Source organism: Trabulsiella odontotermitis, from assembly GCF_001188485.1.
In the GTDB taxonomy this organism is placed as follows: domain Bacteria; phylum Pseudomonadota; class Gammaproteobacteria; order Enterobacterales; family Enterobacteriaceae; genus Trabulsiella; species Trabulsiella odontotermitis_A.
The window spans coordinates 24,867-47,820 of sequence record NZ_JNGH01000122.1 but is presented as its reverse complement, the minus strand read 5'-3'; the positions used below and the strand labels follow the sequence as shown (position 1 = coordinate 47,820).

At 55.4% G+C, this 22,954-nt stretch carries 19 protein-coding genes and 5 pseudogenes; 4 read left to right on the top strand and 20 right to left on the bottom strand.

Features of this window, described 5'->3' with window-relative positions; translation table 11 throughout:
• Positions 1-52: 52 nt before the first annotated feature.
• The gene (cedA, locus tag GM30_RS22255; protein WP_072094217.1) at positions 53-310 is read right to left on the bottom strand and encodes a cell division activator CedA; all 258 of its coding nucleotides are present in this window, start codon (positions 308-310) and stop codon (positions 53-55) included.
• A 144-nt stretch (positions 311-454) separates the two neighbouring features.
• Between cedA and katE the strand changes: the two genes are divergently transcribed.
• Positions 455-2,713 carry a catalase HPII gene (gene katE / locus GM30_RS22250; protein ID WP_049850372.1) on the top strand — a complete coding sequence of 753 codons (2,259 nt, stop codon included), beginning with the start codon at positions 455-457 and terminating at the stop codon, positions 2,711-2,713.
• Positions 2,714-2,750: 37 nt separating this feature from the next.
• Here katE and chbG read toward each other — a convergent pair whose 3' ends face one another.
• The 7 genes and pseudogenes from chbG to osmE all read right to left on the bottom strand — a co-directional run bounded on the left by chbG (position 2,751) and on the right by osmE (position 8,617).
• On the bottom strand, positions 2,751-3,509 hold the full coding sequence (gene chbG / locus GM30_RS22245; protein WP_049850371.1) for a chitin disaccharide deacetylase: 759 nt from the start codon (positions 3,507-3,509) through the stop codon (positions 2,751-2,753).
• An 11-nt stretch (positions 3,510-3,520) separates the two neighbouring features.
• Positions 3,521-4,867: a 6-phospho-beta-glucosidase gene (locus GM30_RS22240; protein ID WP_049850370.1), complete on the bottom strand. Its 1,347-nt coding sequence runs from the start codon at positions 4,865-4,867 to the stop codon at positions 3,521-3,523.
• A 106-nt stretch (positions 4,868-4,973) separates the two neighbouring features.
• The gene (gene chbR, locus GM30_RS22235) at positions 4,974-5,813 is read right to left on the bottom strand and encodes a transcriptional regulator ChbR (protein ID WP_049850369.1); all 840 of its coding nucleotides are present in this window, start codon (positions 5,811-5,813) and stop codon (positions 4,974-4,976) included.
• Between the two features lie 16 nt (positions 5,814-5,829).
• On the bottom strand, positions 5,830-6,177 hold the full coding sequence (gene chbA, locus GM30_RS22230; protein ID WP_049850368.1) for a PTS N,N'-diacetylchitobiose transporter subunit IIA: 348 nt from the start codon (positions 6,175-6,177) through the stop codon (positions 5,830-5,832).
• A gap of 55 nt (positions 6,178-6,232) precedes the next feature.
• A pseudogene (chbC, locus tag GM30_RS25225) lies at positions 6,233-7,577 on the bottom strand (PTS N,N'-diacetylchitobiose transporter subunit IIC).
• Between the two features lie 80 nt (positions 7,578-7,657).
• On the bottom strand, positions 7,658-7,978 hold the full coding sequence (gene chbB, locus GM30_RS22220) for a PTS N,N'-diacetylchitobiose transporter subunit IIB (protein ID WP_049850366.1): 321 nt from the start codon (positions 7,976-7,978) through the stop codon (positions 7,658-7,660).
• A gap of 300 nt (positions 7,979-8,278) precedes the next feature.
• Entirely contained in the window at positions 8,279-8,617 is a 339-nt protein-coding gene (osmE, locus tag GM30_RS22215; protein WP_049850365.1) for an osmotically-inducible lipoprotein OsmE, read from the bottom strand.
• A gap of 221 nt (positions 8,618-8,838) precedes the next feature.
• On the opposite strand from osmE, the gene nadE reads away from it, so the two are divergent.
• Entirely contained in the window at positions 8,839-9,645 is an 807-nt protein-coding gene (nadE, locus tag GM30_RS22210; protein WP_049850364.1) for an ammonia-dependent NAD(+) synthetase, read from the top strand.
• Here the strand turns inward: nadE and ves are convergent.
• Together ves and spy are read right to left on the bottom strand one after the other, a co-directional pair.
• Positions 9,546-10,103 (bottom strand): environmental stress-induced protein Ves, encoded by a 558-nt coding sequence (gene ves / locus GM30_RS22205; RefSeq protein WP_049850363.1) that lies wholly within the window; start codon positions 10,101-10,103, stop codon positions 9,546-9,548. The genes nadE and ves overlap by 100 nt on opposite strands.
• 205 nt (positions 10,104-10,308) lie before the next feature.
• On the bottom strand, positions 10,309-10,800 hold the full coding sequence (spy, locus tag GM30_RS22200) for an ATP-independent periplasmic protein-refolding chaperone Spy (protein WP_049850362.1): 492 nt from the start codon (positions 10,798-10,800) through the stop codon (positions 10,309-10,311).
• 331 nt (positions 10,801-11,131) lie between these two features.
• Between spy and GM30_RS22195 the strand changes: the two genes are divergently transcribed.
• Positions 11,132-11,743, top strand: coding sequence for a winged helix-turn-helix transcriptional regulator (locus GM30_RS22195; RefSeq protein WP_049850361.1), 612 nt, complete (start codon positions 11,132-11,134; stop codon positions 11,741-11,743).
• Between the two features lies 1 nt (position 11,744).
• Here GM30_RS22195 and lpfE read toward each other — a convergent pair whose 3' ends face one another.
• From lpfE to GM30_RS22170, 5 genes and pseudogenes are all read right to left on the bottom strand, one after another.
• Complete coding sequence (gene lpfE, locus GM30_RS22190) at positions 11,745-12,266, bottom strand: long polar fimbrial protein LpfE (protein ID WP_049850360.1); 522 nt, start codon at positions 12,264-12,266, stop codon at positions 11,745-11,747.
• Between the two features lie 2 nt (positions 12,267-12,268).
• Positions 12,269-13,312 (bottom strand): fimbrial protein, encoded by a 1,044-nt coding sequence (locus GM30_RS22185; protein ID WP_158674500.1) that lies wholly within the window; start codon positions 13,310-13,312, stop codon positions 12,269-12,271.
• A 13-nt stretch (positions 13,313-13,325) separates the two neighbouring features.
• A pseudogene (locus tag GM30_RS22180) lies at positions 13,326-15,482 on the bottom strand (fimbria/pilus outer membrane usher protein); the annotation flags it as partial.
• A 116-nt stretch (positions 15,483-15,598) separates the two neighbouring features.
• Positions 15,599-16,273: a fimbria/pilus periplasmic chaperone gene (locus GM30_RS22175; RefSeq protein WP_049850358.1), complete on the bottom strand. Its 675-nt coding sequence runs from the start codon at positions 16,271-16,273 to the stop codon at positions 15,599-15,601.
• A gap of 52 nt (positions 16,274-16,325) precedes the next feature.
• A complete protein-coding gene (locus GM30_RS22170; protein WP_049850357.1) occupies positions 16,326-16,856 on the bottom strand; it encodes a fimbrial protein in 531 nt (176 codons plus the stop codon).
• A gap of 309 nt (positions 16,857-17,165) precedes the next feature.
• Between GM30_RS22170 and GM30_RS22165 the strand changes: the two genes are divergently transcribed.
• Positions 17,166-17,786: a helix-turn-helix domain-containing protein gene (locus tag GM30_RS22165; RefSeq protein WP_049850356.1), complete on the top strand. Its 621-nt coding sequence runs from the start codon at positions 17,166-17,168 to the stop codon at positions 17,784-17,786.
• On the opposite strand, the pseudogene GM30_RS25220 reads toward GM30_RS22165, so the two are convergent.
• The 5 genes and pseudogenes from GM30_RS25220 to astC form a co-directional block, all read right to left on the bottom strand.
• Positions 17,787-18,450: pseudogene (locus GM30_RS25220) on the bottom strand (succinylglutamate desuccinylase).
• Positions 18,451-18,491: 41 nt separating this feature from the next.
• A pseudogene (locus tag GM30_RS25790) lies at positions 18,492-19,395 on the bottom strand (N-succinylarginine dihydrolase); the annotation flags it as partial.
• A gap of 2 nt (positions 19,396-19,397) precedes the next feature.
• Positions 19,398-20,568: pseudogene (locus GM30_RS22145) on the bottom strand (aldehyde dehydrogenase family protein); the annotation flags it as partial.
• Positions 20,568-21,599 (bottom strand): arginine N-succinyltransferase, encoded by a 1,032-nt coding sequence (gene astA / locus GM30_RS22140; protein ID WP_049850352.1) that lies wholly within the window; start codon positions 21,597-21,599, stop codon positions 20,568-20,570. The gene astA and the pseudogene GM30_RS22145, both read right to left, overlap by 1 nt.
• Entirely contained in the window at positions 21,596-22,816 is a 1,221-nt protein-coding gene (astC, locus tag GM30_RS22135; RefSeq protein WP_049850351.1) for a succinylornithine/acetylornithine transaminase, read from the bottom strand. Before astC ends, astA begins: the two co-directional genes overlap by 4 nt.
• Positions 22,817-22,954 lie beyond the last annotated feature (138 nt).

The following is a 22,954-nucleotide window of genomic DNA, read 5'->3' as shown; positions in this document are numbered from 1 at the left end:
CAAAAAATCGCCTGCGGGCGATTTTTTTTCATCAGAAATAACCGAAAACGTTTTACGCCTCGCCAATCTCTCCTTCCTGTCGCATCTGCAACGCCCAACGCTGCGCCGCTTCCGGCCCGCTGAATGCCTGCGAACGGCGAAAGCTGTCGCCCATCATCACAAAGGCCACGTATTTCCCCCGCAAAAGCCAGACATCACGGAACCCGTCGACTTTCAGAGCATGATCGGGCGGAGCGGGTTCTACTCGTGGTACGTAGCTGATAATGCGTCGGTTTTGTTGGCGAGTCGGTTTCATAAGAGACGAATTCATAATGCAGAGACGACAAACATAAACCTTTATGATAGCCGATCCTTCCTCGCTTCGTAAGAAGAGGCCGCTCGTTTGTTCTATAGTTAGAAGGGTTTTGGTGCAGCAACGACCAATTTTCAGCAATGAAAACAGGAGACGAGTGCAATGTCACAGAATGACAAGAACCCACATCAACACACTTCACCGGTGCATGATTCCAGTGAATCCCGGCCAGGCCTTGATTCGCTGGCGCCGGAAGACGGATCGCATCGCCCCACCCCGCAACCGAGCGCGCCCGGTGAACAACCCACCACCTCCGGCAGCCTGAAAGCACCGGATACCCGCAACAAGAAACTGGACAGCCTTGAGCCGTTTCGCAAAGGCAGCGAAAACTTTCCGCTGACCACTAATCAGGGCGTACGCATCGCCGACGATCAGAACTCGCTGCGCGCTGGCACCCGCGGCCCGACGCTACTGGAAGACTTTATCCTGCGGGAAAAAATCACCCATTTTGACCACGAACGCATCCCTGAGCGCATCGTGCATGCCCGCGGTTCCGCCGCGCACGGCTACTTCCAGCCTTATAAAAATCTTTCTGACATCACGAAGGCCGATTTCCTTTCCGATCCGGATAAAATCACCCCGGTCTTTGTGCGTTTCTCCACCGTGCAGGGCGGCGCAGGCTCCGCTGATACGGTGCGTGATATTCGCGGTTTTGCCACCAAGTTCTATACCGAAGAGGGTATTTTTGACCTGGTCGGCAACAACACGCCGATTTTCTTTATTCAGGATGCAATGAAGTTTCCTGACTTCGTCCATGCGGTGAAGCCGGAGCCACACTGGCAACTGCCGCAGGGGCAAAGTGCTCACGACACCTTCTGGGATTATGTCTCGCTGCAGCCCGAAACGCTGCATAACGTGATGTGGGCGATGTCTGACCGCGGTATTCCGCGCAGCTACCGCACGATGGAAGGCTTCGGTATCCACACTTTCCGCATGATCAACGCTGCGGGGAAAGCCACCTTTGTCCGTTTCCACTGGAAACCGGTCGCCGGGAAAGCCTCGCTGCTGTGGGATGAGTCGCAAAAACTCACCGGTCGTGATCCGGATTTCCACCGTCGCGAACTGTGGGAATCCATTGAAGCGGGCGATTACCCGGAATACGAACTGGGGCTACAGCTGATCCCGGAAGAGGACGAGTTCAAATTTGACTTCGACTTGCTCGACCCGACCAAGCTGATCCCGGAAGCGCTGGTGCCGGTACAGCTGGTCGGCAAAATGGTGCTCAACCGCAACCCGGACAACTTCTTCTCTGAGAACGAACAGGCGGCGTTCCACCCCGGTCACATCGTTCCCGGGCTGGATTTCACCAACGATCCGCTGCTGCAGGGGCGTCTCTTCTCCTACACCGATACGCAAATCAGCCGTCTCGGTGGGCCGAATTTCCATGAAATCCCCATCAACCGCCCGACCTGCCCGTATCACAATTACCAGCGTGACGGCATGCACCGGATGGATATCGAGACCAATCCCGCGAACTATGAGCCGAACTCGATCAACGATAACTGGCCGCGCGAAACCCCGCCGGGACCAAAACGCGGTGGTTTCGAGACTTTGCAGGAGCGCGTGGATGGCCATAAAATTCGCGAGCGCAGTCCTTCGTTTGGCGAATATTATTCCCACCCGCGCCTGTTCTGGAACAGCCAGACGCCGCAGGAGCAGGAACACATCGTTGGCGCGTTCAGCTTCGAGCTGAGCAAAGTCGGGCGTCCGTATATCCGCGAGCGCGTGGTGGATCAGCTGGCGCATATCGACCTGACGCTGGCGCAGGCGGTAGCGGACAATCTCGGCATCACCCTGACCGACGAGCAGAAGCAGATCATGCCACCACCAGACGTCAGCGGCGTGAATAAAGATCCGACGCTCAGTCTGTACGCCATTCCTGGCGGGAAGATTAAAGGCCGTGTCGTCGCCGTGCTGCTGAACGACCGCGTCGCGTCCGCCGATGTGCTGACGCTGCTGGCCGGGCTGAAAGCCGAAGGCGTTCACGCCAAACTGCTTTACGCCCGAATGGGCGAAGTGACTGCTGATGACGGTTCAATACTGCCGGTTGCGGCCACCTTTGCCGGCGCCCCTTCCCTGACCGTCGATGCGGTGATCGTCCCGGGTGGCGATATCGACAGTATTCGCAACAACGGCGATGCGCAATATTACCTGCTGGAAGCCTACAAGCACCTCAAACCGATTGTGCTGGCAGGCGATGCGCGGCAGTTTAAAGCGATCCTGAACGTCAGTCCGCAGGGTGAAGAAGGGATTGTTGAAGGTGATGCGCTGTCCACGCAGACGGTGGATGACCTGCTGACGCTGCTGGCCGCACATCGCGTGTGGTCGCGCTCAGGCAAAATTCCGTTTATTCCAGCCTGAAAAAAGCCCGGCGCATACAATGCGACCGGGCTTGCCTTTACACGTCCCGGTAGGTGCCGGGGCGATATCCTTTCGCACTGACCGCCTGTTTCAGCGATGGCGATGTCAGCACCTCCAGCTCCGCCAGACGCGGATAGCAGTAGGCGCTGCCCATGATGGTATTGTCGACAAACGCCGGGTGGCACATCACTTCAAGCGAACGCTCACCGCGAGCGATGGAATTGTCCAGCGTTTGCAGGAACAGCGCTTCGCTGATGGCGTCGCCATAGAATTCGCTGGCAAAACCGTCACTACTGCGAATACCGTCGGTGTCGAGCTGATGCAATGCAGCCAGCCCCCGGTCAACGCGCAACGCCACGCCCTTCGCTTTGGCATACGCCGCCACAATCGGGAAAATCTGCGGGATCATATGCACGTGGTGGTGGCTGTCGAGATGCGTCGGCTCGTAACCAAACAGATCGACAAACCGGTGGTACTGACAGTCCAGCTCACGGGCGATTTCTTCAAGCGGTAACGCGTCGGCTTCCGCCATCTCCCAGATCCATTTCCCCAGCAGGCCGTCACGGGTCAGCGACGGCATGGGTGACAGCGGCTGGCCGAGCGTCAAAACAAAGTGCATCCCGACCGCCAGTTCCGGCAGGCTGCGACTCAGCTGTGCGGCATGCTCAATTTCCGCACCATTTACCAGCGCGGTGGTCGAGGTAACAATACCGTGCCTGCAGGCGTCGACGATCCCATAGTTCTGGCCTTTGCTGAGGCCAAAATCATCGGCATTGACGATTAATACAGCGTCCATCTGCACTCCCGTTATTGCTTCAGTTTCTCGATGGTGGACGCAAAGTTCGGCAGCCACTTCTCATGGGCAAGGATCAGTTCGCGCGCCAGGATTTCTGCATCGCGATCGGAATGAATCAGCGGGCTCAGGTTCAATGCCAGCAACACATCATTAAACTCGCCGCTGATCGCCGCCTGGCTTGCCGCCACCTCGAAGCCTTTAATGGTGTAAATCAGGCCCAGCACTTTCTCATCAAAATGGGTGATGCGCGCGTGCGGTTTCGCGCCGTCGCGACCGAGGATCGCCGTCATTTCCACCGCCCAGTCAGCCGGAATATTATCAATATGGCCGTGGTGCGGAATATTAACGTAATGCTCGGTCTGCTTGTCGTTATAAATCGCGTTGATCACTTCACAGGCAGCGTCAGAGTAGTACGCCCCGCCGCGCAGCTCCAGCTCCTTCGGCTTGACGTTAAGATCAGGGTCTTTATACAGCTCGAACAGCTGTTTCTCGACCTTCTTAACGACCTGGGCACGGGCGCCGCCTTTGTAGTATTCGCCCATTTCAATCGCCAGCATCTCTTTCTGCTTGAAGTAATAGAGCAGATACGAACACGGTAGCAGATTCAGGGAACGAATCAGCCCCTCGCTGAACGGTAGGTCAAAAATGTTCTTCACCGAGTTCGCCGTCAGCTTGCCGGAGGCGACGCCGTCCAGCAGTTCGGCAAAACGTGACTGTCCGTTCACCAGCACATCACGCAGGAACACCATGTGATTCAGGCCGAACAGATCAATCGACAGCTCGTCTTTCTCGGTCAGCTTCAGCACGTCGGTGATGAACATCTTCATGCCGACGGGAATGTTGCAGACGCCGATAAAACGTTTGAAGTTGGTATGGCGGTAAACCGCTTCCGTCACCATACCGGCCGGGTTGGTGAAGTTGATCACCCACGCGTCAGGGCAGATTTCCTGTACATCTTTAATGATGTCAAAAATCACCGGAATGGTGCGCAAACCTTTAAATAGGCCTGCCGCGCCGTTGGTTTCCTGCCCAAGATAGCCGTGGCTGAGCGGGATACGCTCATCTTTTTCACGTGCATCAAGTTGGCCGACGCGTAACTGCGTGGTCACGAAATCGGCACCTTGCAGCGCCTGACGGCGATCCAGCGTTTTGAATACCTTCATCGGTACGCCCGCTTTTTCGACCATCCGCTGACAAAGCGCATGAATGATATCAAGTTTTTCCTGTCCGTCCTCAACATCAACCAGCCACAATTCGCTCACCGGCAACTCGTGATAACGCTTCAGGAAACCCTCAAGTAATTCTGGCGTATAGCTGCTGCCACCACCAATCGTAACGACTTTCAATTTCTGACTCATAACTTTCTCCCTAATGATTCCATAAGCTGAGCGTAGCCGACTCTCCACGCTGAGCACGGACAGGTAAATTCAGTAATCTGTTGCGGCGGAAATTGTCCGCAAAGCGTTAATTAATTACGGTAAGCTGCCTGCGGTAATTGCTTGGGGTTAATGACGTCAGTTTCTTGAAGGTCTTAATAAAAAGACTGGGGCTGCTGTAACCTGACTCATAAGCAATATCCGTTACCGAGTAGTTGGTAATCTCAAGTTGCTTTTTGGCGAAGTTAATGCGGATGTCATTAATAATCTGCATCGGCGTTTTGCCATAATAACGCTGGGTTGCCCGGGTTAAATACTCCTGCGATTTTCCCGACAGACTCACCATCATTTCCAGCGCGTTTTCGCCAAACTTAAGTTTATCGTGCATCTCTTCGACGGTGGTTTTTAACCACTGCGGCGTAACGTCCTGAACCGGCTCTTCGCGATAATGCCGTAAACGGTTAATCACATAAAACGAGACCAGTTCAATAAACTCATCAAATTCCGTTTCGCGGAAATTTAACGAGGCGACCACTGATTCGATATAGCTGAGAAAGGTATTTTTAACAGAATACAACTGCGATGCGACCAGCACAGAAGGCAACAGGGGCTGATAATGCGTTTCAAAGAAACGTTTGCTGATCCCGACATTCAGAATGCGCGTGGCACCAAATTCATAAAAACTCTGGTGGTGCGAGCCCATCGGGATAAAAACAAAATCACCGCGCTCCAGCAGGACCCGTTTGCCATTGATCTCCTGATAATAGCGACCGGTTAATACTATGGTGAATTCATAGTAGTCATGCTGATGCAAACCGCCGGCACTCTCCGTCTTGTTGTAGATAACGACGTGAAAATTCTTACCATTGAAAAGCTGCTGTTCTCTGGCGGTGCTGATTTCCATGGTCATCATCTTCGGTTGCCTCATCGTCGTTGATTGCCTGTTATTGTACCTTCTCGTGCAGTTCAATCAATTCAGCCACCAGCTCACGCGCCAGCATTGACGTCATAAGATGATCCTGCGCATGAACCAGCACCAGGCTGACTTTCATTTTGCCTTCGCCTTCGTCGCTTTCGATAAGCTGCGTCTGCACGCGGTGGGCTTCACTGAGCGCCACGCGGGACTGCTCCATCGTCGCTTTCGCGCCGGCAAAATCACCCTGCTTTGCCTGCTTCAGCGCGGTATACGCAAGGCTGCGCGCCTGGCCTGAGTTAATAATCAGCCCCATCACCACCTCTTCGAGGTCATTTTCCGGGGTGTCTGCGTCCATGATGTGATCCAAGTCCAGCATATCTTTTCCCTCTTTGACTGGCGGTGTGGGAGACCTTCCCCCACACCGCGCGACATCAGAATTTCAGTGCTTCAGCGATATCTTCTTCGCTCTCTTCTTCGTTAATCACGGTCTGCGCTTTGTTAGAGATCGTCACGAACGGAAGGTAAACCAGAACCGAGACACCCAGGTTAAACAGCGCCACCAGCAGTGCGGCAATGCTGCCGTTACTGTTGAAGAACGCCCCGAGGCCGGTTGGCATGGTCCACGGTGCCAGGTTGGTGACCGGTGGAATAATGCCCATTGAATAAGCCGCCAGCGTAATCGCTGCCAGAATCGGCTGAATCAGCACGAACGGAATGAACATCACCGGGTTCATGATGATCGGCAGNNTCGTTAATCTGGAAGATGCCTGATGGCAGCGCCAGCTTAGCCACCTGACGATGATCCGCACGGCGGGAGCCAATGAAGATGGCGATAATCAGACCGAGCGTTGCCCCGGAACCCCCCAGCAGGATGTAGGAGTCGAGCATCGGTTTCGCCCAGAAGTGGAACTGTTTACCGGCAGCAATCGCCGCGTCGACAGAGCCATACTGGTTGTACAGCGCGATGTTTTCCAGCGCCCACGGGGTCATGATGCCGTTGTCCAGCGCGGTCAACGCCAGCGAGCCATGCACGCCGAAGAACCACAGCAGCGAGTTGAACACCACGTAAGCCCAGCCCACCACGCTACCCATCGACGCCAGCGGCGTAGAGATGGAATCCATGATGATCTGGTGGAAGTTAGTCTGCCAGTGGGTCAGTGCCCAGGAGATGATCCCGAAAACAGAGAGGATCAGGAAGCCAGGGATTAACGCCGAGAAAGAACGCGACACCGACGACGGCACGCTGTCCGGCAGCGTTATTACCCAGTTGCGGCGGATAACAAAGGTGAACAGCTCCGCAACGACCAGGCCGATAATCATGCCGGAAATAATATTTTGCCCGCCCAGCCAGTTAGCGCCTACCGCATAGGCTTCGCCCACGCTGTACGGCGTTACCGTCATAAAAGCGGCAACGGATAATAACCCTGCGGCTAACGGGTCAACCTTTCGCTCTTCCGCCAACGCCATGCCAATAAAAAAAGGCGCCATCAACGACATAATACCCAGTGTACCGTTGTATACATTGCCGCCGATGGCTTTAAAACTATTTAAAGTTTCAATGGTTGAGGGATCTAAGCGAACACCCAGGGAGAAAAAAAACGAACCTTCGCCAAAACTCAGAAAGACGTTGTTAATAAGAACGAACATTGCCCCTGCGAGGGTTAACGGCATTAACTTAATAAAGCCGTTTTTAATCGCATTAACGTGAGGCTGCTTTCCAATTTTGACTGCAAAAGGAAGGAGTACCTTTTCAAGCGAACCGATGACTCTACTCATAGAAAAATACCCTTAAAAGCCGCAATGAATATTACGGCGCATGTGTGTGAAATTACTCTTTGACGGGAAAAATAATAAAATTATTGCGCTGCGGCTTTTTTAATTGCGGCGACAGCGGCTTTAAGTACACCTAAACCATCTACTTTGCCGTACAGAATTGAATCAATCACCTCAACCGGTTTATTTGGCAGCAGGCGTTGAATTTCGGGCAACATATAAGCAATCTGGGGGCCTAATAATACGACGTCGGCCTGTGGTCCTTTTTCCCCTGCGAGTGTTTCAGGGTATGCATCGATAATGACGGGAACTTCATACTTTTCTGCCTGAGCACGCATTTTAGAGACCAGTAACGATGTCGACATGCCCGCAGAGCAAAACAGATAAATGTGTTTCTTTTCCATAGACGCCTCCTCAACTTATTTTTTATCTTCTTTCTGCTTCCGACAGCCAGGACGGTTTCCATTCCCCTGCCTGTTGGTGATTTTGTAACCTTTTGGTTACTGCTGTTGATGGGTTGAGTATACGTCAACGTACCGGGGGTGGATAATCCCTGTTTAGTAAAAATTGTCTCTGGTTGACCTTGGGTTATGACTACCCTCACACTTCAGTCAAATAATTCGCGGAAAGAATTAAGATTAGGCGATCAAAAAAGCCCGTCCGGGAGGACAGGCTTTCGTAGAGCTCAGGCAAACTACGGATAGCTACTTATTGACCTGCGGATCGGTGTCATACTCAGCACAGGTCTGATAGCCAGAGTTAATCACGCGTCCGGTGTCATCCAGCGCCACAAAATAGGTTTCGGCCTTACCATCACGTTGACCCAGGATGTAGGTCTGGCAAGTCCCGCGCGCATGGATCATGGAGACTTCGGATGATGGTTGACCCGCGATCTGCTGAACCTGTGCACGTGTCATCCCTTTCTTCACATCTTTGACCACGGGCTGTGTGAACTGGTCTTTGGTTCGATCATAGGCAGTACAACCTGCCAGCATCGTGAATACTGCCGCTGCACCTAACATTCCTGCGATTTTCGTGTTCATATTCCGTCCTCTTGTTTATCAGCGTGTTATAAGCCTGGAATAGATCAGACGATTTTTCAACTTAGCATGCTTATTGAAATAACTTTCGGAACATTCTAGTGAAAAAACGATAAGCTGCTGAATCGCGCTCTTTTGCAGCAATCAAAACTGTGATCCTTGTCGTTTTCCTGGCAACGCGTTAGCTTTAACACATCACGCTTATTTATTTATGGAGGTGTTGCATGACGTTACAACACGAGATTATTCGCACACTTGGCGCTAAGCCACAGATTGACCCTGACGCCGAAATCCGCCGCAGCGTGGATTTTCTCAAAGCCTACCTGAAAACGTATCCGTTCCTTCACTCGCTGGTGCTGGGGATCAGCGGCGGTCAGGATTCCACCCTCACTGGCAAGCTCTGCCAGATGGCGATCACGGAACTGCGCGACGAAACGGGGAACAGCGATCTGCAGTTTATCGCCGTGCGCCTGCCCTTTGGCGTTCAGGCCGATGAGCAGGATTGTCAGGATGCGATTGACTTCATTCAGCCAGATCGCGTGCTGACCGTGAACATCAAAGGCGCGGTGCTGGCGAGCGAACAGGCGCTTCGTGAAGCCGGAATTGAGCTGAGCGATTTTGTGCGCGGCAACGAGAAGGCCCGTGAACGTATGAAAGCGCAGTACAGCATTGCGGGTATGACCAAAGGGGTGGTGGTGGGCACCGACCATGCCGCCGAAGCGGTGACGGGCTTTTTCACAAAATATGGCGATGGCGGCACCGATATTAATCCGATTTACCGCCTCAACAAACGCCAGGGAAAACAACTGCTGGCCGCGCTGGGCTGCCCGGAGCATCTCTACAAGAAAGCGCCAACCGCTGACCTTGAAGACGACCGCCCTTCTCTGCCTGACGAAGCGGCACTGGGCGTCACCTACGAGAACATTGACGATTATCTCGAGGGCAAAAACATCGACGACGGCGTCGCGAAAATTATTGAAGGCTGGTACACCCGCACNNTGTGCGGCCCACCCTGCCAGTACGCGCCCTGATCGGCTGTCAGCAGTTTGTCGCCCAGTTGCCACGCACCACTGAGGACAAACACCACGCCGCCGTTAGGCGCAAACGTGGTAAAGGTTCGGTCAGCGACCCGCAGCTGCGCCTGACAGCAGTCCCGCCGGGTCATGATATTGAAATCCATCGACATCTTGCCGTCTGTGATCTGCGCATAGACCGGCTGTTCACCGGCAAAATAGAACGGTTCAAGATGGGTCAGGGTATGCTGAAACGCCGCGCCGCCGTCGAGTCTCACTTCGCCACCTTCCAGTAACGTGATGACCCGATCGACGCCGGGGAAAAGAGAAAAATCGCCGTTACTGGCGATAGAGGCAATGCTGGCACGCCAGCTAAAATCGCGAGTGCCGGGCGGGAAGCAACACAGTTCACGGGTCTCACCGCCGCCGTTTCGCCACAGGCTGACGGGCATTTTGCGAATATCAAAGTATTCCATTGCGACTCCTGAACGACGCAGAGGCGTCGGAAGGCTCAAGAAAAGCAGCCGTTTTATCGTTATTTTTTCTGTCCGAAAATCTACTATCGGCACACCGGAGGTATACCTTAACGTCGCGCTGAAAAAAAGAAAATCGCCGGGCCTGCCCACCGCCCCCGAAGGCGCAGAATGGGCAAGACCGGCGGTCTTGAGTCCGGATGCTGAGTTATTCAGCAGGTACTGGCATTTTACCGTCTGGCGCATGACGTTCTGTCAGACGCTTCTCAAAATTGGCATTAAATTGCTTTTTCTGATCCGGGGTCAGAATGTTGTAGATCTTGTTCTGCGTTTCCATGCGGGAGAGCATCATCGCTTTGTGCTGCTCAGCCATTTTGTCGATCTGCGCCTCGGCTTTGGCTTTATCAAAGCTGTCGCTGGCGATCAGGTTATGCATGTCGCGACGTTCGTCGAGGGACGGACGCTTCATATTCTCGCGCTGGCTTTTCATGATGTCGCGGATCTGCTGTTTCTGCGCATCAGTCAGGTTCAGCCCCTGGAACATCATGTCATGATGCATTCCTGGCTTACCTTTATGGTGCATCATCATTTTGCCGTCCGGCTGTGCGGCCGGTGCGGTGGTGGTATCGGCGGCGTGAGCCAGGTTAGCCGCGCCCAGAGCCAGCGTAGAGGTAACAAACAGAGCAATCATCTTCTTCATAGGTTATTCCTTACTTTCAGTTATTCTGACGGCGCGTTGCCGTGTTGACGTGATTAACTTTACGACCTTTAACGTCAATTAGTCAGAGCCTGCGTAAAAAAATGAAAGTGTAAAAAACAACTTTTCGCCAATTATGAAGGAAATAAGGAAGAATGATGGAGAATGGAAATAAATTATTATATCAACATGATTTTAAAGAAATTATGGAGAAAGCATACCTGCATACTGAATAAAAGAAAAGCAGTTCTCCAGGATAATTCTGTTTTCTTACTCTGGCAAAAGCATCAACCTCCTTTATAATTACGTACATTCGTATTTGTTTGGTTAATGCATGAAGCCCTCCGACCATATTCAGCGGCTGACCGACGCGTTATCCCGCCCGGAAAATATCCGTACCGCCCGGCCGCGCCAGCTGATCTCCTTGCGCCATATTCCTGAACCGATGGTCTGCGTTCTGCATGAGGGGATCGTCGGGATTTTTCGCGAAAGCGATCACCTGCTGGTCGCCCATCTGTATGCCCCGTTTGTATTAGGCTTTGCCTTAACGGAAAGCCCCCAGCAACCGCACATCTACCTGAAAACGCGTAATACCGTGCGCTATGAAATGGTTCCCCGCCAGCAGGCGCTGTCGATGTTCGATCAACAACAGCTGTGGAAGAGCGTGGCCTGGGTGCAGGGTTTTATGGCGACAGAATTATTCCGCCAGCCGGCCAGCTACGTCGGCCAGTCCAGCTATCAGCTGATTCGCCAGACGCTGCTGGCGTTTATGCAGGAAGAGGAGCTCCTGCGCCAAAATATGACCGCGCTGGAATACCTTCAGGAACGCACCCTCTTGTCGCGCAGTGGTATTCAACGGATCCTCAGCGAACTGAAAAAAGGCGATTATATTTCGCTGGAAAACGGCAAATTGCTCGCGGTTCGCCACCTTCCAGAACGCTTTTAAGTTACTGGTACTCGATGGAAAAATTAACCAGCGCGTTCGCGGCACCGCTTTTCACCGGCGTCCGCGTCACCACATAGCTGGCGGTCCACGCCAGTGAAATCACTCCGTCGGCAGGTGAAATGGCAAAATCATGACTCGCCGCCTCGGTGCTTTTCGGTTTCTGCACCCTGCCGTTGGCGTCAACGATTTTCAGCCCCACACCTTCAGCGCCGCCCTCGTCAAGGGCAAAGAGATCCGGATTATTTGCATCCGCCGCGCCGTCCATCGTCACCCGCGCGGTCACCACATCGCCGCAATGTTCCAGCCCGAGTGTAAACGGGACGCTGTTCAGCGCATCACCGACGCTCTGCTTACGATTAAGCGTCACCTCGCCCATCTCGACGCTAAAATCGCGCTGCACCAGTTCGCAGGTGCCCTGACGAATCGACAGCGAGAACTGAATATCCCCCGGCGAACCAATATCGGTTTTCGCTTGTGCCAACAGCGGCAGGCAGCACAGCGCAGTCAAAAACAGACGTTTCATGATTATTCAATCTCCACCCGCATCGTGGCGATGCCCTGATAATTGCCCGACGCCGGGCGTTTGCCGGTGGTACTGATTGGCCAGGCGTGCATGTTGAACACCGCGCTGCGGCTACCGTCGCTGTTCTGAAACCCCAGCGCAATCGGCTCTTCGCTGTTGGTATCGTTCGGCACCAGCACTTTATCGCTCTCATTACCGGCGATTTGCACGCCAATATCGGGGTTACCCATGTCGATCGCCGTGGCGTTGTGAGGATTGACGGTGCCTTCGATGTGCACCCACCCGCGAACACCGTCGGAAATGTTGTGGCAGCGGAGCACCAGCTTTTCATTAACCACCTGCACGTTTTTCGGCGGACTGCCTGCAGGCACTTCAAAATCACGAGCGTCATACTCGCCCAGCGAAATGTTCACCACCGATCCGGCATCCATCTCGCAGCCCTGCTCCACCTCAATGGTGCCGCTGAGCATAATCCGCACCAGCGGCGTCGTGGAATAAACCCCCGCTTTTTTGCTCACATACAGCGCGGCAATTTCGGTTTGCGGGATCGTTGATGTGCCAACAAACGGATGGGCAATATACAGCGAGACGCTGCCGGTGGTGCCGGTCTGTGCGTCGTGAACGCCGCCCTTCGAGGCGCACTCTTTCGACGTTGGATTGTTATTCGAGAGATCCACAAACGGCGCGTTGATATTGCCTTCGTTGGAAACGCTGATCGTGGTGCGAACTTCAAGGCTGTCGTTGACCTTATACCAGTTGGTGGCATGCCCGGCAGGCAGATTCACCTCGGCTTTGTAGTAACCTGGCGGCGGGTTCGACATATCGTCCGGGCACTGGCAGGTGACGGAATAGCTCTGCCCGTTATTCCAACGATAAAAATTGTCAAATTCATGGCCGGAATAGTTCTGCGATGGATCGGTAATTTTCTCGTCGAACGAGGACACAAACTGATGCACAGTATCGGACTGACACGGCCCCCAGTCGCCAGCAGCGTGAGCCGGTGTGCCGCTCAGGACCAGCCATACTCCGCTGATCAGTAATCCCATGATGATTTTCATATTATTCACTCTGACAGGTTGCAGGCAGCGAAATCACCGCGCTGCTCAGTTGCGATTGCGGAAGCTGATAGTCAGCCACGCAGCGTTCATCACTCCCTTTGCCCCAGCTCACGTTGATGCGGCCTTTTTCCGGCAGGCCGCTGATGTACAGCTCGCCGTCTTCTGCCACCATGCCGGTGGTCGGGGTTTTCGCCTGGTCATCCACCAGCGATGCCGTCGCGCCAAACGGCACCGTGCCTTTTCCTGGTCGAGTTAAGGTCAGCAGCGCGCGATAGCCGACGCGAGTATCAAAACCGGCCCGCACTACCGCACCGCGCGTCGGCACCACTTGCTGGAAGGCGTCATTCAGATCCACCTGGTTATTGAGCGTCTCGCTGCGCAGCGACACGTCCGTTTCCCGGTATGGCGTCAGCTGCGGTACCACCGCGTTGCCGAAACGGTCAACGGTTACGCCGCTGTTATTAGTGACGCTGCTGCCCTGCGCGCCCGGCGCGTTAACCAGCGCCATGGTTTCGCCGAGCGGTTGTGACAACGTCACACCTCCGCTGTGCACGATCACCCCGCCACGCAGGCTGTAGTTGAGCTGGCGCGAATCGGTGTCGTAGTTGTAACCGACGTCCACATTGCCGCGTCCGCCCTGGTAGTTCAGCGAGGCACTGCCGCTGTTGCCCTGTCCGTCGCTGCCGTAGCCCTCGGTCACGCTGTAATCGAGATTATGCTCGTCGAGCAGCGTGCCGTTGAGGCTCAGCTGCGACACGCTGCGTTTGTCCTGATCGCGGGTGGTGTGAAAACTGGTCCATGCCGAACCGATGGGCAGGCTGACGTTCAGCGACCACAGGCGATCGGTCGTGTCGTCGTCGGGATTGCGGTNCGTTGACGTACCATGAGCCCCATGTGCCCAGCTGCTGCGTCAGATTGACCTGCAGCTGACTGCGGCGGTGGTAATGGCCGTAATCGCTGTCGGCATCGCTGCGGCTGTCCGTCGCTTCCTGAAAGGTGTAGAACCCGGGCGTGGAATAGCGATAGCCGGAGAGGTTAAAACTGGTGCCGGTAGCGGCAAAACTTTTTGCNGCCCGCCCAGCATGCCGCCATAGGCGGTAAACCCGGCGGGCAGGCCGTAAATCGCCGTCGCTTCCATGAGTTGTGGCGAGGCGCTCTGATAGTTGCCCGCCTGATAACGCCCGGCGGCGAGGCTGTATTTAAGCTGGCCTTCGCGCTGCATAATCGCCACCGCCGCGTACGGCTGAATGAATTTCTGCTCGCTGCCGTCGCTCTCTTTGACGGTGACCGTCAGATCGCCGCTGTTCGAGGTGGGATAGAGATCGTTAATCTCAAACTGCCCCGGCGACACGAAACGGCGGTAAATCACGTAGCCGTTCTGCTCCACCACTACTTCGGCGTTGGTTTTGGCAATGCCGCGGATGACCGGCGCGAAACCGCGCTGGCTGTCCGGCAGCATTTGATCGTCCGAGGCAACCACCACGCCGCGCACCGGCAGGCTGTCGAAAATATCCCCTGAGGTGGAGGTATCCCCCAGCGTCAGCTGCGATTTCAGCGGGATCAGCGCCCGGGTCAGGTACGTTCCCATGTTGTCCCAACGGTTTTCGCCGTCGCCGTGCTGCCAGACGCTGTTATTGCGCAGGCGCCACGGCCCGAGGTTAACACCGCTGCGCAGGTTGAGGTAATCACTGCGCTCGCTGCTGCTCTCGTCACCGTCCGTCGACGCCACCTGATAATGGCTCTGACTGCCGCTGTAGCTGTAATCAAACAGCAGCGCCGGAATGCCGTTATCCCAGCGGTTTTCCGGCACCGTGCCGCGCGCCGTTTGCTGCATCGCCGCCTGAGGGAAACTCAGTGACAGCTTCAGCGCGTTAAAATCAAGCTCGCTTTTTGCACCGGGGATGAGCTCCCGGAACGGTACGCAGGCGTCGTCGGGCAATTTTACGATGTCGGCAAACGCCGCCGTCTGCACGCCCCATTTTTCCAGTTGGGCTTTGGTCAGACAGGGCAACAGCGTCTGCGGCCCATCCTTCGCGGCGGTAAATTCCAGCGTGCGGGTTTCCTGTTTTTGATCGTTAACGTAGATATCGACCTGATATTTCCCTGGCCGCTGCGCATCGCTCTGCTCATAAACGGAGAGATNGAAATTTCGGGTTAAACTTCGCGGCGGCTGCCGGCAACACGCAGAGCGCACTGCTGCCGAACAGCGTAATCATCACCACCACGGTGAGTGAATGTCGCGACGTCTCCATAACGGCAATCCGCAGGCGCGACTCAGCGCACCGGCTGCGTCAGTTGCGCACCGGCTGCGCCAAAATCGTTGATGATGCTGTACTGCACCTGGCTGAATGCTCCGGTGCTGGCCGGTAATTTGACCGACAGATGCCCTTTCGCCGGCACCATGACCGGATCTTTAATCAGCTTGCCGCCAACGTTGAGCTCGTGGAAGGTCATCACATAGGCCGACGGGTTATCAATAGCCAGCTGATTTCCGGTATGGGTAAAGGTCAGCGTCTNGGGATCGCCAGGTAAATCTTTGGGGCGATAGAACAGTTTCAGCCGCGTACGTACCGCAATCTGCAGCAGGTTTTTCCCGGCGCTGTCTTCACTCGCGGCCGGGATGGCTTTGACGTTAATCCAGTACACCGATTCGCGATCAGCAGGCAGCTGATTATTAATATTCACAATACGCAGCGCGTTATTTTTATTCGGCTGCATCTGAAACAGCGGCGGCGTAATAATAAAAGGTGTTTTTTTATTGCCGTTAATATCGTCAATCCATGACTGCACCAGAAAAACATCTTTCTGACTATGATTCTGTACCGTCAGCGAGGCTTCTTTTTGGCCTTCCTGATAAATAATACGGGTGGCATTTAAGGAAATACCGCCGGCAAAACACGTGGGCGCAAAAAGGCACACTGCGGCAAGAGCAGTTGATATACGTAACATATTAACCTCAATGAAAGGCTGGCAGACGAACGTCTGCTAGGGGACCCGATAATTACTCGTAGGTCAGACTAAAATCGACCTGACCATTAGCGCTACCGATGGTCACGGCATCTTTGGTGCTGACGTAGCGGGCATCATAATTGAGTGTGGTGTTTCCCTCGGTCAGGTCTTCAAGCGACGCGCCTTCGTTCAGGGAAATGGCCTGGCCTTTGGCATCAAAAATGCCGATCCCGACGCCGGTTGCACTGCCAGCGCCATTATCCACTGACAGCAGAGAGGTATCGTCGTCATCGCCAATGCCGTTAAACACCACGTTAACTTTGGTTTTCCCGGCAGTCAGATCGCACTCTTCGAGTTTAATCTGGAATGGCGCGGCGGTAGATTTATCACCCGTCGCCGCAAACGTTGAGCTTTTTACCGCCCCCATATCCACTTCCTGATTCTTCGATTCAGACGAAATAACGCAGGGAGAATCGACAATCGAACCATTAAACTGAATCGTCCCGTCGCTGGCATTAGCCGTCTGCAGTGTGGCAATAACGGACAGGGGAAGCAGTGCAGCGCCCAATAATACTTTTTTCATTTTACATTCCTGATATTAATAAAATCCTGTTATCAGCGTTAATACTGATAAACCCGTTCACCGGCAATCGCTAAAAAAAGCAACGAGTGTGCTAAAAAAGAGCCACAATTTTTCTTTTTTTATGATTCACGCTGGTGATGGGATAAACGATATAAAGATTCGTCAGGGTTAACAAATTGATTCTTACCCAAAGCTAAGTCCATTATGAGACCCAGTATTTCCGCAACATTCATTGGGGAAATGTCCGTATCCAGGCTAAGGTTCAGGTATCCTTTACGACTGACCGACTGACGAACAGACATCACCACCATGAATATAAAACCCATTGCCGCCCTGGATCGGCTGCTGACCGCCCTGCACCATCAAGGCGTTGATTACACGCTGGAACACGGGCAGATCTTTACCCTTAGTGCTGGCGAAGACGCTGATGTGTTGTTGATTCGCGAAGGGCTGGTAGCGTTGCAGAGAAGTTCCGACGAGCGGCTGATTTACTGCCTGTCGGCACCCGGCATGCTGGGCTTTAATACGGTACTGGAGAACCGCGCTGATTATTATATTCAGGTGTACGACACGGCAGCGCTGACGGTGGTCCCGCTGCGCCAGGTGAAAGCGATCGTCGAAGAACAACAGTTATGGCGGGAAATGTTTGAGGTCAGCAACGCCATCGCCACTGCCATGCATGGCATTCTGCTGAATACTTCAGGCAAAAGCTCGCTGGCGGTGATCCGCTATTTCCTGCAGGCGCTGGAGCGCGAACCGTCATTAATTCGCCAGCGCATACCGGCGGCTGAATATGTGCGGACACGGTCCGGCCTCTCACGCAGCTATGTGATGAAGTGCCTCGCCCTGTTGCGCAGCAATGGCGAAATTACCATGCATCAGGGCGCGCTGGTCTCCTGCCAGCTTCAGCACGACAGCGATGTGCTGTGATCACGGCTCCCGCACCAGCATCAGTCCGGCCCGCAACCCCAGCGCCACGGTCGGATTAGGAAATAACACAAACTCTCTCTCATGCTCAACCTGGTAACAGGTTTCGCCGTCTTCCGCCAGCAAGGTTCCCTGGGTGAACGGAGTAAAGTTGAGCGTGTCGTCAGACATATACAGCTCAAAGGCTTCGCTGCTGCGGGTGATCTGCTGCGACACGCGATAGCGTACCGGGGCAACGTTCACCTTTTCCTGTCGATCGCCCGCTATCCACGCTGCCAGCGCCTGCTGGGTTTGCGTGAATAATGTCAGATCGTTTTTGCCGAACGGCAGCGCTTTCCCCAGTTCCAGCGTGCAGGAGAGCGCGTTAAACCGTTCACANCCGGGCGTTGCGGAGCCAGTCAAGAAACTCAGGATCCCATGGCGTGGCGCGGTCCGGCAGCACGCCGAAGCGCACGTGGTGCGAACCGCGGATCGCCGTATGCAGATCCAGATGCCAGCGCCCGGTCTCTTTGGCTTCCGCCGACAGCACCAGCGAACGCTCGACCGGCTGATGCGGCGTCAGTTGAAGAATGCCGCACTCCAGCCAGTGCCAGCGGAAAAATGCCGTGTCGCCGTGAAAAGTGCGGGGCAATCTCCCCGCCAGCGTTAACTCGAGAAAATCCTTCATTGTGTCCTCTCAGCGCTGGAACGGATAAACCGATCCCAGNCGGCAAGGTCTGCCTGGGTCAGCCTGTCGCGATAGTAGCGGTCCACCCAGTTGTTGAGGGTGACAAACAGCGTCTCGTTCATCAGCACCGCCGGATTCACCGCTGCCAGCTCAGGCTCGTTGAGCACCACCCGCAGGCGCAGACAGGCCGGGCCGCCGCCATTGGCCATGCTTTCGCGCAGGTCAAAGACCTTCAGTTCGCTGATCGGGTTGTCCTGTGCCAGCAGATCGTTGAGGTAACCCCAGACGCCTTCGTGCGACTGCGACTCTTTCGGTAACACCAGCATCATGCTGCCGTCCGCTTTGCTGAGCAGCTGGCTGTTAAACAGATAAGTGGTAACCGCATCTTCCACCGATACCCGCGATGCAGGCACTTCAATAGGGGTGAAACCCGGCACGCGCGCCGCCAGTTGTGACAGCAGCGCGCCCTGATCGACAAACGCCTGCTGATGACAGAACAGTACCTGACGGTTGCTTACCGCAATCACGTCGTTATGAAAAACGCCTTTGTCGATCACGTCCGGGTTTTGCTGGGCGAAAATCACCTGCNAAACATCTGCACGCCCGTCTGACCGTATGCGCCGCCGAAACGGTTATGGTTGGCAGCCCCTTCGTCACCGAACATCGCCACCTGCGGCAGTGCGCTGTGAATGCCGAAATAGTGCTCATCGGGGAAAATCGCCCGCAGCACCGCTTCGGTAGTGGGCGCTTCGCTGGCGCGGNCACCGCCTGCTTATAGCCCGCGTCCGCCAGCGCTTTCATTTTCAGCAGCCCCTGCTTCGCCGCCAGTTGCGGGTTCGAGACCTGAAAGCGATGCTTCGTGGAGGCTTCATTACCAAATGACAGCCCGGCGTAGTGGTGCGTTAAGCCGACCAGACCGTCAAAATTCACTTCCCAGGCGTTCATAACGAGCCCTCCGCGCCGGTGCCGCCGAACGGTGCGGTGCTGGCGGCGCCGGTCAGCGGTTTGTTCCAGTTGACGATACCCGCGCGCGCTTCCAGCAGCAGTTGGTCAAATTTCTCGCGATCCGGGGAAATCAGCCCGCATGCCAGCCCGTAGCGGGTGGCGTTGGCCTGGGCGATGGCGTCATCAAAGGTGTCATAACGCCAGACGCACAACAGCGGGCCAAACACTTCTTCATCCGCGACGTTGCTCACGCCCGTCAGNCAATGCCCGGCGTCAGCAGCGAAGTATCGGTCTCCAGCAGACGCGGTTCGAGCAGCGTTTTGCCGCCGTTCGCTACGTGCGTCAGCCACGCCTTATGCACGTGCTGCGCGGCCTGCGGGGAAATCAGCCCGCCCATAAACGGCTGCGGTTCGGCATCCCAGCGCCCCGGCGTAATACGACGGCTGACATCCACCAGACGGGCCAGAAACGCGTCGCCACGTTCACCGCGCTTCACCAGCAAACGGCGGGCGCAGGTGCAGCGCTGCCCGGCGGTAATAAAGGCAGACTGAATGGTCAGATGCACCGCGGCGTCGATGTCCGCCGGANATGCACCCCCCCCGCCGGCAGCCCGGCCTGCTCCCACAGTTTGACCACGACTTCACCGCTCTTCGGCGTCAGCTCGCTTGGTTTGAATACCACGGCATTGCCCGCCAGCAGCGCCGGAACGATATGCCCGTTCGGCAGATGACCGGGGAAGTTATACGGGCCAAACACCGCCAGCACGCCGTGCGGACGATGGCGCAGCGTCGCCGCCCCGTCCGCCATGGCGGTTTCTTGCTCGCCAGTACGGCTATGGTATGACTTCACCGAAATGGCGATTTTGTTGATCATCGCCGCCACTTCCGTTGCCGCTTCCCAGCGCGGTTTGCCGGTTTCGCTGGCGATGGTTTCAGTCAGCAGCGTTTTGTTGGCCTCCAGCAGCCCGGCGAATTTTTCTGCGAATGCCTGACGCACGCTAAACGGTTGTTTTGCCCATTGCGGGAAAGCGTTGCGCGCGGCATTCACCGCCTGCGCCACCTGTTCGGCATCAGCATCGCTGCCGTTCCACAGTGATTCGTGCGTCACCGGGTTGGTCTTGTTGCGCGACGGTCCGCGTCCGGTTTCCCAGTCACCGTTAATCCATAAGCTCATTATTTTTTCTCCTCAGGGCACAGGCGGACGAGACGAATTTTGTCGCCTGCGCGGCATTTCAGGGCGTCCAGTTGTTTGCCGGTCAGCACCAGTCGGTCGGTGTGCGGATCGGCGTTGATGAGCATCGCGCGGAACTGCTGATACTGTTCATTCGACACCAGACAGGCAGGCCACTCGCCCGGCGCAGGTTGCCCTTCAACCACCTCCACCAGCCGACTTTTGCGGATCGCCCGGACACGGTCGATATCGCACTCCAGCGTCGGGCCGCCGTCGAAAATGTCGATGTAGTTGCGATAGCGGAATCCCTCTTTTTCCAGTACCGCCCGAGCAGGAGCGGTTTGCGGATGGACATGTCCAATGACCGCGCGCGCCTCTTCGCTCAGGAAATCGGTGTAAATGGGATGTTTGGGCATCAGTTCAGCGATAAACGCTTTCTGCCCGGTGCCGCACAGGTAGTCGGCGCGGGAGAACGCCATCGAAAAGAAACGCTGCCCGAGGCTTTCCCAGAAGGGCGAATAGCCGTTCTCGTCGATCACGCCACGCATTTCGGCGACCACTTTTTCGTTAAAACGCTCGCGGAAGGCGGCCATAAACATAAAGCGGGATTTTGACAGCAGATAGCCGTTGCCCTCTTTGCGCCATTGCGGATCGAGAAACAACGTGCACAGCTCGCTGCTGCCGGTGTGATCGTTACTGAGAAACAGCGTCGGCAGTGCGTTATAGACGTTCAGCTCTTTGGAGGCGTGAACCAGTGTGCCGACGCGATAGTTGTACCAGGGATCGTTCAGCCCGACGGCGACTTCAATGGCGCAAATTCCCGCCACCGCGCCGCTGTCGGTCTCTTCCAGCACAAACACATAGCCCTGTTCGCTCTTCGGCAGTGCGCCTTCCCAGGTTTTCTGTGAACGTTCGATACGCGCGCTGAGCGTATTTTCATCCGCCGGCAGCGAGGTCAATCCGCCGCCCGTTTTCCCTGCCAGCGCCATCAGTCCCGGCAAATCCTCTCGCCCGACCGGACGAATAACCATCATGATGCCACCCCTTTCAGGAAGCGTTCGCAGGCACGTTCAAAACGATCGAGACCACTGTTGACCTCTTCTTCGCTGATGATCAGCGCAGGCGCGAAACGCACCACGTTGGCACCGGCAATCAGGATCATCAGCCCTTCTTCCGCCGCCTGCTGGCTGATGGCTTTTGCTTTACCGGCGTACTGTTCTTTCAGCACGCAGCCAATCAGTAGCCCCATGCCACGCACTTCACTGAACAGACCGAAACGGGCGTTGATCGCCTGCAGCCGCTCGGTAAACCACTGGTGGCGCTGTTTCACGCCGTTCAGGACTTCACGGGTATTAATAATAGAGAAGACTTCACCAGCCACCGCGCTCGCCAGCGGGTTACCGCCGTAGGTGGTGCCGTGGGTGCCGACGGTCATCACGCTGGCGCATTTTTCGGTGGCCAGCACCGCGCCTACCGGGAAGCCGCCACCCAGCGCTTTGGCGGTGGACAGCACATCCGGCGTCACGCCGTAGTGCATGTAGGCATAAAGCTCGCCGGTACGGCCGACGCCGGTCTGGACTTCATCAAAAATCAGCAGCGCGTTGTGCTGGTCGCACAGTTCACGCAGCCCTTTGAGGAACGCCGGATCTGCAGGCACCACGCCACCTTCGCCCTGCATCGGCTCAACAATGACCGCGCAGGTGGTGTCATTAATAAGCTCACGGGCCGACGCCAGGTCGTTGTAAATGGCATGGCTGATGTCCGGCGGCAGCGGGGAAAAATCCTGTGAATAGGACGGCTGACCGCCGGCCGAGACGGTAAACAGCGTGCGACCGTGGAACGCGTTTTTGAACGCCACGATGCCGCTTTTCTGCTTACCGTAATGGTCATGCGCGTATTTACGCGCCAGCTTCAGTGCCGCTTCGTTGGTTTCCGCGCCGGAGTTACAGAAGAACACGCGTTCGGCAAACGTCGCGTCAATCAGCTGTTTTGCCAGCCGCAGCGCAGGCTCGTTGGTGTAGCCGTTGCCGGTGTGCCAGAACTTATTCGCTTGCTCGGTCAGCGCCTTGACCATTGCCGGATGCGCATGGCCAAGGGCGTTAACCGCAATCCCACCGGCAAAATCAATGTACTCTTTACCCTGCTGGTCCCACAGGCGGGAACCCTCTCCGCGTACCGGTATAAAGGCCGCCGGGGCGTAAACCGGCATCATCCATTCATCAAAATTATTACGCGTAATTGACTGAGACATAGTGACCTCTTCCGGTAAATTAAAAGTTTAAATTTTGTTAAATATTATGGTGTGTTTGCGCTGTAAATGTAGATTGCACGGTTCGTGCCAGCCAGCGATAAAAGTGCATAACCGGAAGGGGACAACCAAAAATCAAGG